The sequence below is a fragment of the Serratia sp. 121840015-1 genome (assembly GCF_053627655.1).
Genome location: NZ_JBSEYF010000002.1, coordinates 219,477 through 236,058, shown reverse-complemented (window position 1 = coordinate 236,058; position 16,582 = coordinate 219,477). Strand labels below are relative to the sequence as shown.

General features: G+C 51.0%; 16 protein-coding genes and 1 tRNA gene. 11 read left to right on the top strand and 6 right to left on the bottom strand.

The genetic code is table 11. The features are described from left to right. Positions 1–32 precede the first annotated feature (32 nt). The 7 genes from ACUXAC_RS14495 (at position 33) to yjiA (ending at position 8,046) form a co-directional block, all read left to right on the top strand. Positions 33–1,115, top strand: a complete 1,083-nt coding sequence (locus tag ACUXAC_RS14495) for a porin (protein WP_197783637.1) — start codon at positions 33–35, stop codon at positions 1,113–1,115. A 584-nt stretch (positions 1,116–1,699) separates the two neighbouring features. Beyond that, positions 1,700–2,479, top strand: coding sequence for an ABC transporter ATP-binding protein (locus ACUXAC_RS14490; protein ID WP_201965317.1), 780 nt, complete (start codon positions 1,700–1,702; stop codon positions 2,477–2,479). Between the two features lie 112 nt (positions 2,480–2,591). Continuing rightward, entirely contained in the window at positions 2,592–3,284 is a 693-nt protein-coding gene (locus ACUXAC_RS14485; RefSeq protein WP_047569513.1) for an MgtC/SapB family protein, read from the top strand. Positions 3,285–3,311: 27 nt separating this feature from the next. Continuing rightward, positions 3,312–4,196 carry a LysR family transcriptional regulator gene (locus ACUXAC_RS14480; protein ID WP_038878288.1) on the top strand — a complete coding sequence of 295 codons (885 nt, stop codon included), beginning with the start codon at positions 3,312–3,314 and terminating at the stop codon, positions 4,194–4,196. 263 nt (positions 4,197–4,459) lie between these two features. Further along, positions 4,460–6,640, top strand: a complete 2,181-nt coding sequence (locus ACUXAC_RS14475) for a carbon starvation CstA family protein (RefSeq protein WP_033648584.1) — start codon at positions 4,460–4,462, stop codon at positions 6,638–6,640. A 218-nt stretch (positions 6,641–6,858) separates the two neighbouring features. Then, a complete protein-coding gene (locus tag ACUXAC_RS14470; RefSeq protein ID WP_004953088.1) occupies positions 6,859–7,062 on the top strand; it encodes a YbdD/YjiX family protein in 204 nt (67 codons plus the stop codon). Positions 7,063–7,083: 21 nt separating this feature from the next. Next, complete coding sequence (yjiA, locus tag ACUXAC_RS14465; protein WP_454266733.1) at positions 7,084–8,046, top strand: GTPase; 963 nt, start codon at positions 7,084–7,086, stop codon at positions 8,044–8,046. 54 nt (positions 8,047–8,100) lie between these two features. Here yjiA and ACUXAC_RS14460 read toward each other — a convergent pair whose 3' ends face one another. Continuing rightward, complete coding sequence (locus ACUXAC_RS14460) at positions 8,101–8,520, bottom strand: putative T6SS immunity periplasmic lipoprotein (protein WP_089186797.1); 420 nt, start codon at positions 8,518–8,520, stop codon at positions 8,101–8,103. A gap of 12 nt (positions 8,521–8,532) precedes the next feature. Continuing rightward, positions 8,533–8,958, bottom strand: coding sequence for a putative T6SS immunity periplasmic lipoprotein (locus ACUXAC_RS14455; protein WP_454266780.1), 426 nt, complete (start codon positions 8,956–8,958; stop codon positions 8,533–8,535). A gap of 405 nt (positions 8,959–9,363) precedes the next feature. Between ACUXAC_RS14455 and ACUXAC_RS14450 the strand changes: the two genes are divergently transcribed. The 4 genes from ACUXAC_RS14450 (at position 9,364) to ACUXAC_RS14435 (ending at position 13,754) form a co-directional block, all read left to right on the top strand. Next, complete coding sequence (locus tag ACUXAC_RS14450) at positions 9,364–9,672, top strand: hypothetical protein (RefSeq protein WP_454266732.1); 309 nt, start codon at positions 9,364–9,366, stop codon at positions 9,670–9,672. Between the two features lie 175 nt (positions 9,673–9,847). Further along, entirely contained in the window at positions 9,848–10,609 is a 762-nt protein-coding gene (locus ACUXAC_RS14445) for an HNH endonuclease (RefSeq protein WP_454266731.1), read from the top strand. A gap of 486 nt (positions 10,610–11,095) precedes the next feature. Next, positions 11,096–12,145 (top strand): DNA cytosine methyltransferase, encoded by a 1,050-nt coding sequence (locus ACUXAC_RS14440; protein WP_454266730.1) that lies wholly within the window; start codon positions 11,096–11,098, stop codon positions 12,143–12,145. A 4-nt stretch (positions 12,146–12,149) separates the two neighbouring features. Then, entirely contained in the window at positions 12,150–13,754 is a 1,605-nt protein-coding gene (locus ACUXAC_RS14435; RefSeq protein WP_454266729.1) for a TIGR02391 family protein, read from the top strand. A 181-nt stretch (positions 13,755–13,935) separates the two neighbouring features. On the opposite strand, the gene ACUXAC_RS14430 is transcribed toward ACUXAC_RS14435, so the two are convergent. From ACUXAC_RS14430 to ACUXAC_RS14415, 4 genes are all read right to left on the bottom strand, one after another. Next, positions 13,936–14,637: a hypothetical protein gene (locus ACUXAC_RS14430; protein WP_454266728.1), complete on the bottom strand. Its 702-nt coding sequence runs from the start codon at positions 14,635–14,637 to the stop codon at positions 13,936–13,938. A 491-nt stretch (positions 14,638–15,128) separates the two neighbouring features. Further along, positions 15,129–15,509: a putative T6SS immunity periplasmic lipoprotein gene (locus ACUXAC_RS14425; protein WP_454266727.1), complete on the bottom strand. Its 381-nt coding sequence runs from the start codon at positions 15,507–15,509 to the stop codon at positions 15,129–15,131. Continuing rightward, positions 15,506–16,030 (bottom strand): type IV secretion protein Rhs, encoded by a 525-nt coding sequence (locus ACUXAC_RS14420; protein ID WP_342121434.1) that lies wholly within the window; start codon positions 16,028–16,030, stop codon positions 15,506–15,508. The genes ACUXAC_RS14425 and ACUXAC_RS14420 overlap by 4 nt, the downstream gene beginning before the upstream one ends. A 213-nt stretch (positions 16,031–16,243) precedes the next feature. Continuing rightward, a tRNA-Leu gene (locus tag ACUXAC_RS14415) sits at positions 16,244–16,328 on the bottom strand. Positions 16,329–16,582 lie beyond the last annotated feature (254 nt).

Sequence of the window (16,582 nt, the reverse complement as noted above, 5' to 3'; positions counted from 1 at the left end):
CGGCCCTGTTTTCATCCACTTGGGGAACTGAAATGAACCATAAAAGCGTGCTGATGACGCTGCTCATCCTGCTGCCGGCCGCCGCCAGCGGCGCGGAAATCGTCAATAAAGACGGCAATAAACTGGATCTGTACGGCCAGCTGAACGGCGTGCATTACTTCAGCAGCGACGCCGACAATAACGGCGACCGCTCCTATACCCGCTTCGGTTTCAAAGGCGAGACGCAGATCGGCGACGCGCTGACGGGATATGGGCAGTGGGAATATCAGGCAGGGCTCGATCAGCCGGAAAGCGCCGGGCCGGGCGACAGCTATACCCGCCTGGGCTTCGCCGGATTGACGTTCGGGCACTGGGGCAGCCTGGATTACGGCCGCAACTACGGTCTGCTGTATGACGTGGCCGGCTGGACGGACGTGCTGCCTGAATTCGGCAACGACAGCTACGAAGCAGCCGACAACTTTATGACCGGCCGCGCCAACGGCCTGCTGACCTACCACAACCGCAGCCTGGGCGGTCTGGTCGACGGCCTGGATCTCGGCCTGCAATATCAGGGGAAGAATCGGGGGGACGACGCTCACCGGGCGAAGGATATCCAGACGCAAAACGGCGATGGCTACGCCTTTTCCGCCACCTACGACACCGGCGTGGGGCTCAACGTTGGCGGCGCCTACGCCAACTCTGCGCGCACGCTGGCGCAACAGCGCTTCGGCCTGGCTGACGGCGATCGCGCCCGGGCCTGGACCCTAGGGCTGAAATACGACCAGGACAACCTCTACCTGGCGGCAAGCTACGCGCGCACCGAGAACATGACCTACGTCGACGGCGATCGCTACGCCGGCTTCGCCCCCCGCGCGGACGCTATTGAGGCGGTCGCGCAGTATCACTTCGATTCCGGCGTCACGCCCTCGCTGGCCTACCTGCAAACGCGCGGTCGCAACCTGCCCGGCATCGGCGATGCCGATCTGGTCAAATACCTGGATCTGGCGCTGAATTACAGCTTCAACGCCAACATGTCGACCTACGTGGAGTACAAACTCAACCTGCTGCAACGGCAGAACGCCGTCGGCGCCGGCGCCGATGACATCGTCGAAACCGGCATCATGTATCAGTTCTGATCCCCATCCCGGCCGGAGGACGCTCTCCGGCCGGTTCATGAGTTAACTTTCGCCCGCCCCTTATTCTCTCGTTTAATTCAGGTTTATATTTCCATAAAATGATGCCTATATTCATTCTGGTACTTTCTGTTTACGCCCCGTTTAATGAATAAAGAAAATCTTTCCCGCATTCATATTAAATTACATTTTGCCGCCATAATTCGGCGTAACCACATTGAATAACAGGCTATGGCACGCGTATTATGGCCACACGAAAAATAACGGGAGAATGATATGGACGGCGACAGTTGGTTGTTTATTTTATTGTTGGAATCGCTGAGGTCACAGGAGCAATAGCCATCCCATTGCATCCTGAAAGTGTCAGGATATGAGTCAGTTATAGCATCCCTTCGCTCTATCCTTCAGCCTCTGGCCTCCGCGCATGCCGCACCGGCACGCCCGATGGGTTAACCCCTCCAGCATAAGCGTATTAACAGTCCGATAACGGTCAGGCTTATTTGCACCCGCATTTACTTTACGCCTGCCCGGCGATAAATATCGGCCCTTTTTCCATGCTCATATTTTTAATTGGGTGGAGACGGATCATGATGGTAAAAAAAACCACGCTGCTGACGGTCAATAACGTCAGCAAAAGCGTTCAACCTACCGGTAAAGAAAAACGTCTGGTGCTGAATGAAATCAATTTGCGCCTTTACGACAACGAGGTCGTCAGCATTTTGGGGCAGTCCGGCTCGGGCAAATCCACCCTGCTGCGCATGCTTTCCGGCCTGATCGCGCCGGATCTGGGCACCGTGATGCTGGGGGATAAAAAAGTCTCGGGGCCGAATCCGCAGATCAACATGGTGTTCCAGACCTTCGCCATTTTCCCGTGGCTGAACGTCTACCAAAATATCGCCTTCGGGCTGCAGGCGCAGGATCTGCCGCCGCAGGTGGTCGAAGCCCAGACGCTGAAAATGCTCGATCTGGTCGGGCTCGTGCCCTACCGCGACGCCTACCCGCGCGAGCTTTCCGGCGGCATGCGCCAGCGGGTCGGCTTCGCGCGCGCGCTGGCGGTAGAACCGATGCTGCTGTTGCTGGACGAGCCGTTTTCCGCGCTGGACGTCTATACCGGCGAACACCTGCGCAGCGATCTACTGCGTATCTGGAGCACGCGCCAGATCAAAACCCGCTCCATCGTGCTGGTTACCCACAGCGTAGAGGAGGCGGTGATGATGTCTGACCGCATCCTCCTGCTGGGCGCCGGCACCCTCGACGGCTGCTATCACATCACGCAGCGCCGCGAGGCGCGCACCCGCGAGGGGATGCAGCCGCTGACGGACAAAATCAGCGAGACGCTCAGCCGGCAGATCGCCGCCGCGCACTGAGCGCCGCCTTGGACTGGCGGGGCGGAACCCCGCCAACTTAACTACCTGTTTATCAAGAGTTACCCCACCACGGGTGGCTCATGATAAGCGGATAATACATCGAGTTATTATCATGCATTTCATTCATACACTGCTGACGCTGCTGACCGCGTCCGTCCTGGGCGCCGCCATCGGCTACGAAAGACAGTTCCGCCAGCGCACCGCCGGGCTGCGCACCAACACGCTGGTGGCCACCAGCGCGGCGATCTTCGTCCATCTGGCCATGACCATCGACGGCAGCGGCGGCGCGGTGCGCGTCATCTCCTACGTGGTCTCCGGCGTCGGCTTTCTCGGCGCCGGGGCCATCATGAAGGAAGGGATGAACATCCGCGGCCTGAACACCGCCGCCACGCTCTGGGGCTCCGCGGCGGTCGGCGCCTGCGCCGGCTGCGGCCTGTACGGCGATGCGCTGGCCGCCACGCTGTTCGTGCTCGCCGCCAACACCCTGTTGCGCCCCTTGGTCAATATGGTCAACAAACAGCCCTTTAATGACCTTAACGGCGAGTCTACCTACCAGATTTGCGTCATTGCCTTCGAGCATGAGCAGCGTGAGGCGCTGGCCAAATTCAAACAGGTGCTGCAGGGGGAAAACTGCTTTATCTCGCATCTGGATATCGAACCCTTCGGCGACGACGACGTGGAGATCACCGCCACCTTGATGCCGGCCTCCGTCACCACGCCGGTGCTCGACCAGACCATCAATAAATTGCTGAACGACAGCATGATGAAACAGGCCTATTACAGCCGCATCGCCGGCTCCGGCTGATGCCTTTCACTTCCAGGGAGATCAACCATGAAAACCATGCCAAAGCTGGCGCATCTGACGATGTTCAAAGACATTGTCCACTGTGGAAGCTTGCACGAGGCCGCGAAAAAGCTGGCCATCTCGCAGCCGACGCTCAGCCGGGTGCTGAAAGAGCTGGAAATGACCATCGGCGCGCGGCTGCTGGAGCGCAGCAACCGCGGCGTGCGCCTGACGGCAGTCGGTGAGCTGTTTTACCGGCGGATAGACGCCGCCACCAATCAGTTGCTCAACGCGTTTGACGAACTGCGCGGCCTGAGCGCTGACGGCGAGAAGCGCCTGCGGGTGGGGATGAGCGTCGATCCGCTGCTGTGCTACCTGCCTCAGGTGCTCGAAGGCTTCAACCGCCGCTACCCGCATACCCGGGTGACGGTGGTGGAAGACGGCCCGGAGGGCCTGCTGGCCCGGCTGCGAAACTGCGAGCTGGATTTGGCGGTCAGCAGCCTGAACGGCGCGGCGGGCGGCGCCGATCTGGCCATGCAGGCGCTGAAGAGCGAGCGCTTCTCGCTCTATCAGGGAGGCGATCTTACCGCAGCCGGGCAGCCGCCGGCCGAGGCCAAATGGGTGGTGCCGCGCTCCTGCTCGGTGGGGCATGCCGCCATCCGCGAGATCGCCGAACGCTATACGCCGCACGGCCAGATCGTCGAGACCGACTCCTTTCTGGCGACCTGGTGCCTGGTCAGGCAGCAAGGCTATATCGCACTGCTGAGCGATCGGGTGGTCGCACACTACGCCCCGCAGCTGCACCTGCAGAAAATCCCGACGCACGAGATCGACATCAGCGCGCGCTTTTACGTCTTTACCCGCCATGAGCCGGCCACGCCGCCGCTCAGCGCCGCGTTTATCCACCTGCTGCAGGCCATGCAGACGGTTTGAGGAGACAGGCTGCCGCCCGCCGGCGGCCGACTCTCTCTGGTTCAAGCCGCCAACCGCTCACCCCGCCAATCCAACCGTTCACCCGGCGGATCTGACCACTGACCGAAATACGCCTGTCTTCCCCCCTTATCCCCGGCGATGATGAGCTGTTCCTAAACCCGTCTTACCTCGGGAAAGACGCTACGGCTCACCGCGCCACTCTGACATCTCTTACAAGCGGATGAGTTCATTCATATTTTGCAGACTGGAATTAAGGATACCTCATGAAACGAGAGGGGATTTTAAAGCACATTCCGTGGATGCTGCTGGGGATACTCGGCGCAGCCTGCCTCGGCGTGGTGGCGCTGCGCCGCGGCGAACACATCAGCGCGCTGTGGATCGTCGTCGCTTCGGTGGCGGTGTATCTGGTGGCCTACCGCTACTACAGCCTGTACATCGCCACCAAGGTGATGAAGCTGGACGCCGGCCGCGCCACCCCGGCGGTGGTCAACAACGACGGCCTGAACTACGTGCCGACCAACAAGAACGTGCTGTTCGGCCACCACTTCGCCGCCATCGCCGGCGCCGGGCCACTGGTGGGGCCGGTGCTGGCCGCGCAGGTCGGCTACCTGCCCGGCACGCTGTGGCTGCTGGGCGGCGTGGTGCTGGCGGGGGCGGTGCAGGACTTTATGGTGCTGTTCATCTCCTCGCGCCGCAACGGCGCCTCGCTCGGTGAGATCATCAAAAAAGAGATGGGGCCGATACCGGGCACCATCGCGCTGTTCGGCTGCTTCCTGATCATGATCATCATCCTGGCGGTGCTGGCGCTGATCGTGGTGAAAGCGCTGGCGGAAAGCCCGTGGGGCGTGTTCACCGTCTGCTCCACCGTGCCAATCGCGCTGTTTATGGGCATCTACATGCGCTACCTGCGCCCCGGCCGCGTGGGTGAAGTGTCAATCATCGGCATCGTGCTGCTGGTGGCCGCCATCTGGTTCGGCGGCGTGGTGGCGCACGACCCGTACTGGGGCCCGGCGCTGACCTTTAAAGACACCACCATCACCTTCACGCTGATCGGCTACGCGTTCGTCTCCGCCCTGCTGCCGGTGTGGCTGATCCTGGCACCGCGCGACTACCTGGCCACCTTCCTGAAAATCGGCGTGATCGTCGGGCTGGCGATCGGCATCGTGATCCTCAACCCTGAGCTGAAAATGCCGGCGGTCACCCAGTTCGTCGACGGCACCGGCCCGGTGTGGAAAGGTACCCTGTTCCCGTTCCTGTTCATCACCATCGCCTGCGGCGCGGTCTCCGGCTTCCATGCGCTGATCGCCTCCGGCACCACGCCGAAGCTGTTGGCCAATGAGACCGACGCGCGCTTTATCGGCTACGGCGCGATGCTGATGGAGTCCTTCGTCGCCATCATGGCGCTGGTGGCGGCTTCTATCATCGAGCCGGGCCTGTACTTCGCCATGAACACCCCGCCGGCGGCGCTGGGCATCACCATGCCGGATCTGCACCGCTTAGGCACCGAAGACGCGCCGATGATCATGGCTTCGCTGAAGGACGTGACCGTGCACGCGGCGGCGGCGGTCAGCTCCTGGGGCTTCGTCATCAGCCCGGAGCAGATCCTGCAGACTGCGACCGACATCGGCGAACCTTCGGTGCTGAACCGCGCCGGCGGCGCGCCAACGCTGGCGGTGGGCATCGCCCACGTGTTCCACCAGATCATTCCGGGCGCCAACATGGGCTTCTGGTACCACTTCGGCATTCTGTTCGAGGCGCTGTTCATCCTGACCGCGCTGGACGCCGGCACCCGCTCCGGCCGCTTCATGCTGCAGGATCTGCTGGGCAACTTCGTGCCGTTCCTGAAGAAAACCGACTCGCTGGTGGCCGGCATCGTCGGTACCGCCGGCTGCGTCGGGCTGTGGGGCTACCTGCTGTATCAGGGCGTGGTGGATCCGCTCGGCGGCGTGAAGAGCCTGTGGCCGCTATTCGGCATCTCCAACCAGATGCTGGCCGCCGTGGCGCTGGTGCTGGGCACCGTGGTGCTGATTAAGATGAAGCGCACCCAATACATCTGGGTGACCGTGCTGCCGGCGGTGTGGCTGCTGATCTGCACCACCTACGCGCTGGGGCTGAAGCTGTTCAGCGACAACCCGCAGCTGGAAGGCTTCTTCTTCCTGGCCGGCGAGTACAAGCGCAAGATCGCCGAAGGCGGCGCCGAGCTGAGCGCACAGCAGATCGCCAACATGAACCACATCGTGGTGAACAACTACACCAACGCCGGGCTGAGCATTCTGTTCCTGCTGGTGGTGTACAGCATCATCTTCTATGGGGTGAAAACCGCGATGGCAGCGCACAAGAACCCGAAACGCACCGACCAGGAAACGCCTTACGTGCCGGTGCCGCAGGCCGCGCCCGCCGACGGCGTAACTGAGGGGGAGGTCAAAGTTTCGACCCAGCATTGATGTGATTTAACGGATACCCTGCATAATAAACGTTAAGTAGTACCCAAAGCCGCACGGCCTACGTATCGCAAGATGCCAGGCGTGCGGCGCGATGCAATCGAGATACCCGGGGCGACCCGGAGGTGGGGCATCCCTGCGGGAACCTCATCCCCCGGCTTCCCCTAATATCAGGCTTAAGCAAGCGCTGTAGTGATGCAGGGTAAAGTTGGAGAAGGCTTATGTTCGGAAATCTCGGCCAGGCGGGGAAGTACCTCGGGCAGGCGGCGCGCATGTTGGTGGGCGTGCCTGACTACGATACCTACGTCCAGCACATGAAAGACAACCACCCGGACAAGCCGGTGATGACCTATAAAGAATTTTTCCGCGAGCGCCAGCAAGCGCGCTACGGCGGCGACGGCAAAGGCGGCATGCGCTGCTGTTAACCCGCAGTCACAAGGACCCGTATGAAACCCATTGCAGTCACCATCCTGACCGGCTTTTTGGGCGCCGGCAAAACCACCCTGCTGCGCCACATCCTGAACGCCGAACACGGCTATAAAATCGCGGTCATCGAGAACGAGTTCGGCGAAGTGCCGATCGACGATGCGTTGATCGGCGATCGCGCCAGCCGCATCACCACGTTAAGCAACGGCTGCATCTGCTGCAGTAAATCCAACGAACTGGCGGACGCGCTGCTGGATCTGCTGGACGGCGTCGACAGCGGCCAGCTGGCGTTCGATCGGCTGATCATCGAATGCACCGGCATGGCCGATCCCGGCCCGATTACCCAGACCTTTTTCTCGCACGAGATCCTGTGCGAGCGCTTCCTGCTGGACGGCATCATCACCCTGGTGGACGCGGCGCACGCCGACCAGCAGCTGAGCCAGTTCAGTATCGCTCAGGCGCAGGTGGGCTACGCCGACCGCATCCTGCTGACCAAAACCGACGTGGCGCCGGACTGCGCGGCGCTGATCCAGCGGCTGCAGCGGATGAACGCCCGCGCGCCGGTCTACAAGGTGACACACGGCGACATCGATCTGAGCGTGCTGTTCGACATCGAAGGCTTTACGCTGAACGACAAGCTCAACCTGACGCCGCCCGCCCCGCTGTTCCGCCGTATCCCGCAGCCGCAGAGCGACATCCGCTCAATTGTCGTGACGCTGGAGCGCCCGCTGCCGCTGATGCAAATCTCCGACGTGATGGAAGGCCTGCTGCTGGAATACGCCGACAACCTACTGCGCTACAAAGGCATTCTGTCTATCGAAGACGAGCCGCGCCGCCTGCTGTTCCAGGGCGTACAGCGCCTATATAACGCCGACTGGGATCGGGAATGGCTGCCTGGTGAGGAACGTCGGAGTACCTTGGTATTTATTGGTGTGGATCTGCCGGAGGAGGAGATTCGGGGAAGGATTGGGGGGTTGGGGTAAGCAAGAGGTTGGATATTGGAGCCTGTGGGTGGGCTCCTTTATGGGCATATGGTGCTAACGGGGTGGAGGGAGGGACACTAGACGCAGCTCTGTTGCTGCTTGCTGTAGGGCAAATTCAGCGACGAACTCACGTGCAGAGGGAAACTCACCTGCCTGTTGTTTCTTCTGCGAGACCAGCTTCACGGAGAAATGGTACTGCTGCCCCGGCGTAAATACGTAGCCTTCATCAGGGACGCACTGATTGGGGGCAACATCCCGCAGCGGATCGAAGAATTTGAATGTGCGGTTCTGCGCCTCATCCAATCGGTATATCGAAATACCCGCGAGCTTTTCGTCTCCCTGCGGCTGAACGGTGATGCATACTTTGCCCTCACGCAGGCTGGCGGTTGCGGGGTAGTCTACGGGGATACGATCACCTATCGACGGACAACCGGCGAGCAGGAAGGGGAATGTGAGGGGGAAGATCCGTTTCATTTTGTCCCTACGTTATCTGCTGCCCTGTGTGATATTTTCAATTTCGTAAGCGCCATTGAGCTTTGTCACTTTGAAGTGAGCAATAAAGGCCCTGCCGGAAACATCCTGCAGGTTTCTGCGCTTCTCAATCGGCACAAAATTTAGCCTCATGCTGTAGGTATGATTTTCCTGAAACGGGTAATCGTTCTGCGTAACGCAAATACCCTTTTTAAGATCCTGATTCCTCACCTCAATAAATTTCTCATCAGCATCACCACTGAGATAGAGCGTATCTGGCCTTTCGTTTTCCTTTGATGACGGAGAGATGCAGATATCGCCATTCGCTTTAGTATGGGCGGTGATAGGGATATCTGGCGCATAGCGCTGATCGAGACGATCGCCAGTGCAGGCGCTTAACAATATCGATCCTGCAATGACCTGTAAACAATTAGCTTTCATCATATTCCATTATTTATAAATCTTAATGAGGAAATATTATCCATGAATGGATGACTGATAGTTCAACGCAAAGATGATATGCCGAATTGCGAGGTACATTCCAATCCTAAAAGTAAATAAACTGTAATTCCATACAGCTTATTTTTTCCTTTTACTGATAACGTTATAGTTTTCCGCTGCGGCAAAATCCGCAGCCGGAGTTAGCGTTCCGAATCTGACATACTACCGCTGTATTATGTAATAATGCAGTAGCTTTAGTTCACTCCAAATAATGGTGGCTCAGGCGGGGGCTTCGTAAGAAGTGCCGGTTCGTATGTCCCGGTGACGCTAACCCCGTCTGGGCTACCACCCGAGTTTAGCGTCTCTGGTGATAGTCATTAATCAATGACATACGGAGATGCACCCATGACAAAGGTTCCCACTACAGAATCCGTTGCAAGCACCCTCACCCTCTACCGCCAACTGTTTAACCACCTCGATCTCAGCGCTTTTAACCCTTCAGAACTTTTAGACCTGGCCGCACTCTCTGCCGAGCAGGCTGAAGGGCTGTGCCACGGGCTGATGCTGTTCGGCCACTTGCTGCAAAAGCCCCCACAGCTGGATACCGAAGGCTGGGAGCAGATGAATCGCTATCTCAATGCTACAGCGCATCTGGTTCCTGCACTTTGTAACCTTTATGGACGAGCGTTGCGGGAGATGGAAACCTGCGGCTAACGTAAATGACAATCAGGGCGATGCCTGCACTCGTCGCCCTTCCCACCCACGCTTTTCCAATAGATCTGACTGACATATCACAACAAAAACATTCATCAAGGTAGGCATTTACTTCCCTACCTGGCATAGTTAACGCATTCGGTAAATCGATGAGTTAACTGCTGGGTATTGATGTATGGCTGCTGCAAAACTTTGGACTAGAGAAGAATTACTGATCGCTTTTACTCTGTATAGTCAAATACCATTTGGCAAACTTCATTCGAGAAATCCCGAAATAATCCACTATGCAAAATTGATTGGACGCACGCCATCAGCACTAGCCATGAAGCTCGTTAACCTCGCTAGCTTGGATCCATACATTATCGAATCTGGCCGTAGCGGTTTGAAAGGGGCCTCCAATGCCGATCGCGAGCTGTGGAAAGAAATGAGCCAAGATATGGATTTATTCAATCAGCAATGCCAAGCCGCAATGGAACACTTGGAGAAACCAGCCACACCTGAGTTTGATGAAGAGCCAAAAGATTTCAGTGGCAGAGATAAGTTCTCTACAGTCAAAACACGTGTAGACCAAAACCTGTTCCGCAAAAATGTGTTGGAAGCTTACGAGTATCGCTGCTGTGTCACTGGTTTAGAAGAACCGGCATTACTCGTTGCTAGCCATATTCTGCCTTGGAGTCATTCGATCGAACAGCGCCTTAACCCGAGTAACGGATTGTGCCTCTCCAGTTTGCACGATAAGGCTTTTGACCGTGGGCTAATTACTTTCGATGAAGACTTGAAACTGATTCTGTCAAATAAAATCAAGCAGTTGAAAAGTAGTATCTATGTGGAGAATTTCGAGAAATATGAAGGTAAAATTATTCGTGTACCTATAAATCATTATCCCGATACAGAGCACCTGGCTTATCATAGGGATAATATTTTCATGGGGAAATAACACTACTGGTTATCACTATAGAAAAATACATTAAGATTACACTTTTCGTAGCTTCATAAAATTATATCTCAACCCTCGATAAAACATGTAGAATTCATCACATGATGAAAAAAGACAATAACCCTCCATAAGCACTACGTATCTTGCTCGCAGTTATGAATAATATAGCACGTTGACTTAGCATGATTATAGCCCTAAATAAAGAAAAAATCATCTCACAACCTCATTACAGGATTCCTAACTTTACACACTAATGTATCATTGAACTGATATAGATCACCTAAAACCCCAAGGGCATCTTAACTAGGTTTAAAAACCAACCCTCAATAAAACAGTAAGCACTTTATAAATACTCTTACCTTCATTATATATTCTTGATGAAATGTAAAGCACCTACAAATATCGTGATAAACCACCATTCATACTTTTAATTTGATTAGTACTATGAGAAAATCGTAGCATAAGGTTTTATTATGGATGCAACTAATGAATTTTACAGCGATTGACCTCTTCTGCGGTGCGGGTGGTTTAACATGCGGTTTAAGAGATGCAGGGTTCAAAGTCCTTGCAGGAGTTGAGCTCGAAGCTGTTGCGGCAAAAACTTACCGAGCTAACCATCCTGAGCATGTTCTCTACGAAGCCGACATAAGGACATTAGACCCTCAGGAGATTATGCGAGAACTTAGCCTGCAACCAGGTGAGCTGGACTTGTTGGCTGGTTGCCCTCCCTGTCAAGGATTCTCTACTCATAGAACTCGCAATAAGTGCACATCTGTCATAGATCTACGCAATGATCTTATCTTTGATTTAATGCGCTTTGTTCGTGCTTTTGAGCCAAAAACTGTAATGATAGAAAATGTGCCCGCTCTTGCTAAAGACGCGCGTATTACTCAAGTCCTCAATGAACTACATGAACGAGGATATTTTATTGGTGAAAAGACGCTGCAAGTTAAAGATACTGCGGTTTATGGTGTTCCGCAAAGAAGAAAGAGAATGATTTTGCTTGCATCCAAGCATGGTATTATTTCTGAACCTGATAAAAATATAAAACCCAAGACAGTTAAAGATGCAATTTTCCACTTGCCAATTCCAGGCAATGGTGACGATTTGCTCCATGATTTCATTCCTAATCGAACAGATAAAATAAAAGAAATGATTAGACATATTCCTAAGAACGGCGGTTCACGAATGGACCTCCCAAAAAACTTTTGGCTGCCTTGTCACTTAAAAAATGCTGATGGATATAGAGATGTTTATGGCAGAATGTCCTGGGATAAAGTGTCCCCTACTATAACTGGAGGCTGTACCAATCCATCAAAAGGTCGTTTCCTACATCCCGAACAAGATCGAGCCATAACTTTAAGAGAAGCCGCAATTCTTCAAACCTTTCCCAAAAACTATGCTTTTTCTCTAGAAAGAGGTAGGGAATTTGCAGCACTAATGATTGGTAATGCTTTGCCACCAGCTTTCATTTGTGCTCACGCACAGAAAATATTAGAGCACTTAAGATTTATAAAAAGACAGGAGCAGGAATAATAATATGTCTAATTATGAAATGAAGTTTGATCCTCATACAATCGAACATCTTGGCGTGAAAATGTATTCAACGCTCCCTCCTGCACTTGCCGAGTTAATTTCAAATGCTTACGATGCAGATGCCGAAAATGTAGTTTTAGAATTCTTAGAAGTAGGCAGCAATAAGTTTATCACTGTGAAAGATGATGGCACAGGAATGAGCTCCATCGATATTCAGCAGAGGTTTTTAGTTATTGGCCGTAATAGGCGTCGGCATGATGGGGATAAACCAACACCTCGATTTGGTCGTTATGCCACGGGCAAAAAAGGATTAGGCAAGTTAGCGCTCTTTGGCCTTGCCAAAGAAATTACTATCGATACAGTCAAAGATGGAAAGAGAAACAGATTCACTCTTGATTGGAATGCTTTACTTGCTGCTGATGGAGTATATAACCCAAAAGTAGAATTAGCTGACCAAGATACAAATGCAGCGAATGGCACTATTATAAAACTGTCAAAACTAAAACGTCAATCGTCATTTGATCTTGAGGCAATTGCTAATAGTTTGTCAAAAATATTCATTGTAGATGATACATTCAAAATAACACTTAAAGATCAAAGCAATAGAATAGAAACTGTTAGCAATGATAGGCGCTACAATGGATTCGAAAAACAGTTCGAGTGGGATATAACCTCACTAATAAAAAAAGATAATATTTATAGTGAAAAACTTCAAGGGAAACTATACACATCAAAAACACCGATAAGACCGAACTCCGGACTAAGAGGCATATCAATATTCTCAAGAGGAAAGCTCGTAAATAACCCTGAGTTTTTTTCCAATAGTACATCAAGTCATTTTTTCCAATATTTGACAGGGTGGATTTCTGCAGACTTCATTGACAACCTAAATGACGATGTAATATCAACCAATCGACAGTCAATCGATTGGGATAATGAAGATATGGCTATTTTTCGTGAATATCTATCAACTCTTATTAGTCAAGTAAATATTGATTGGAGAAATAAACGAAAAGAAAAGAAAGAAAAAGAACTTGAAATATCTACAGGTATTGATACTTCCCAATGGATGAGTACTATGCCAGAAGATATTAGGCAGCAAACATCAAAGATTCTAGATTTTTTGGGTGATGAGGATGCTCTTGAAAAATATAGTCCCGTTGTCGAAGCCTTACACACTATAGTTCCTGAGTACCCGATGCTACATTGGCGTTATTTAAATGAGAAAGTAAAAGACCGAATCAAAACATTTTATACAAATAGGCAATATGGTATAGCTGCAGATCAAGGAACAAAGATATATTGCGAAATAATTCGCAGCCTAACAGGTTTAACTGTTGACGGTACAGACTTAGTTAATCAAGCATTTTCTCCTGCAAATCCTCTTGTAAAGATATGTGATACTTCTACGAAGACAGGTTTGAGCATGCAAAATGGACAAATGTCTTTATCTCGAGGAGTAATAGAGTCATTCAGAAATCCTGCAGCACATATGCCGCTAGATACCTTAGTTCCAAATAATTACTCTGAGCTGGACTGCTTAAACATCCTGAGTTTAATATCTTATTTATTAGAAAGGATGGAAAAGTCAGAAATAATAAAAAAATAACACCTCCTATATATCTTAAATGACATGTGTGTTTCACATACACATGTCATCTATAATACTCATTCAAGGTAATCTAAGTCACATTCCACCACCGAAGAAATTTACACATATCAAACTTTAGTAACAAAACAACACCTTAAGACGGATTCTTGTCTATGCGATAACTAATGATACGCAATAGCTATAATTTTTTACCCATGGGTTCAGGATCGTTACAAGTATCTTCGAATTGCTTGCTAACCACATATTTCAAAAGACGACACTCTTTACGTGTTGGCACCATTTTCCAAAACGAACTAAACATAACAATAAGAATCATCGCCATCGTGTAAAGTAAAAAATGCCTCCATAATGCTAACGCATCGCCAAGATAGATTGAAAGGAATAAAAACAAAAATGCAAGAGCAATATATTGAAATGCAAAAAAAGCGAAAAAAACACTATCAATCCAAAACACAGCGCCTTGCTTGAAAATCAAAACCCCATTTTCAAATCCTATCCATATGTGATATTTTTTAAAAAAAGATGGTGCTATAATATCGCTGTTTTTTTCTGACAATTTAAAAATCAAGTTTTGTATGGCAACATCACTAACTCCACACATACGATATCTAACTATTTTGTCTATTTCTTTATTAATACTTCTAGCCTCAAGGCTATCCTTATCTAAAAAATAACAAAGACTCTTTAGTTCATTTAGTCGACTGTTTTTTATCCCATTCACAAAGCCTAGAATATTTTTAGCCCTAAAAAAAGAGACAAGTAAAAGCATAGAAAGAAGAAAAATGAAAAAAACTTGCCATTGAGACAGCTCTCCGCTGGACTGTAATCCCCCCAACAACTCCAAAAATAAACCAGCCATAATTTTAATGAACTCCATCATGAAACTCCTTTATATTTTAATAAAACATTAAATTATATAAATTACCTCAACTTATACAGATCCTGCATAACCCTACTTCCATGCATCCAAACCATGAACTATACCATATAGATATGACGATAGGTTTTAATTTCAATACCATCCCTTCCTTCAAGGGTAAAAGTTAAAAACACTCATATCAGAATTATATTTACCCACGTCAATTTTCACAGGGCGATTTACATATAACTTTTGTAGATGTAATTATCTATATCCATCTTCTATATGCTTCCAGAGATAAACAATGAAATAATCAAAACAGAACACTTTCTCACCATGAAATTCTTGTAATAAACAAAACTCCCCCCCCGACTTACCTACCAATTACAGGATTTTTTTCGTGACCAGCGTGGATTCTACCCCTGAAAAAATCCATATGCCTGCAGCCGAAAGACAACAAAGCTAAAATTCCTGCGTGGCTAATTCTCATCGCCATGCCAGCTCGCTTAAATTTAGTTTGGTTTCAACACGACCCCCCCCCCTTTTTTCCATAAGGAAAACTCGGTTCTGTATGAATTCAACGGCGTTCTGACCAACACGGTGTATCCTTCACCAGCGATAAAACTAAACTCACCGATACCTGGAACACACTTGTTGGCCTCCAACGTTATCGGGCTGTAAGCATATGATTTTTCGTATACGTAGGTATCGCCCCCTTGCTTCCAGATGGCGATATTCAGTATGGATTCATTTTTTACGATATCGTTCTCATTAAAAAAGACGCAGACTTTACCGTCTACGATCTTACTTTGTACTTGATAGAGATTAAACTTGTCACCGGTTGGGCAACCCGAGATAAAAAGAGGAAGAAGAAGGAATAAATATTTTCTCATAGTGGCAGCCCTGCGCTTCTGATGATGGGGTGAAATTGTGACAATGTCCTTCTGTCCACTATCCCGATGAGTTTCCTGTTTGGCAAGCGGAAGAAGATTTTCGGCCCATATCTCTTGAGAATGAAATAGTCCGCAATTATCGATGCCTGCTGTTCCATGCTGTAGTGGCGCAGCAAAGGTTGATCAAGCCGATATTGATAACTTACCGCCCAACTGAGAAGCCCACGGGTGCGTACCCATATGCCCTTCTGGTGCTGCCAAACGTGTGCCATCTCATGAATGAAAAGATGCTTAGCTTCAGGATCTTGGCTCGCATAATCTCTTTCATAAAGTGACCTACGAAAGTACAACTCCCCATTCGGGCTCATCGCCGTGTACTGATTCTGTAGCCCAAACGGCAGATAGCTGTCGCAGTGAACCAATACGGTCTGATAGAAAATGGTGCTGCCAAACACCGAGCGCGCCAGATTGACTTCGCCCGGCGTTAACGCCCGCGTGATCCCTTCCTGTTGTGGCTCCATCCTGGAATTCCTTGATCCGAAAGGGTTCAATGAAACGCCATTTTAGCCTTTAAGGTCAATCAGATAGGCCTTATGAAAGCATCAGGAAGATCCGGTTTTTGCTGAAATGGGAAATACGTCAATACAGAGTCAAGTGGGTAGGTAATTACAGCAGGCAGATTCCAGGCACAAAAAAACCACCTCTCGGTGGCTTCTTGTTCGCGCGGTACTTAATGGTGCCGAAGGCCGGACTCGAACCGGCACGTATCTCTACGGTTGATTTTGAATCAACTGCGTCTACCGATTTCGCCACTTCGGCACTGAAGTAGTATGCGGAAAACGGGTGCATTATACCTTCCCGCGATCGGTGCGCAAGAGTTATCAGGCATTCAATGAGTTAAATGTTGAAAAAAGCGTCACAATCCCCGTTTACCCTCTTATTGCGGCGTTTACCGCATCTTCCTCCCGCACTTTCACGCCCCTCACAGCAAAACCGCAGATCCGATCACAATTTCACCAAATGCTGATTTTAAAGCCATATGAAAGAGAATAAGGTGAATAAATAAAATCAAA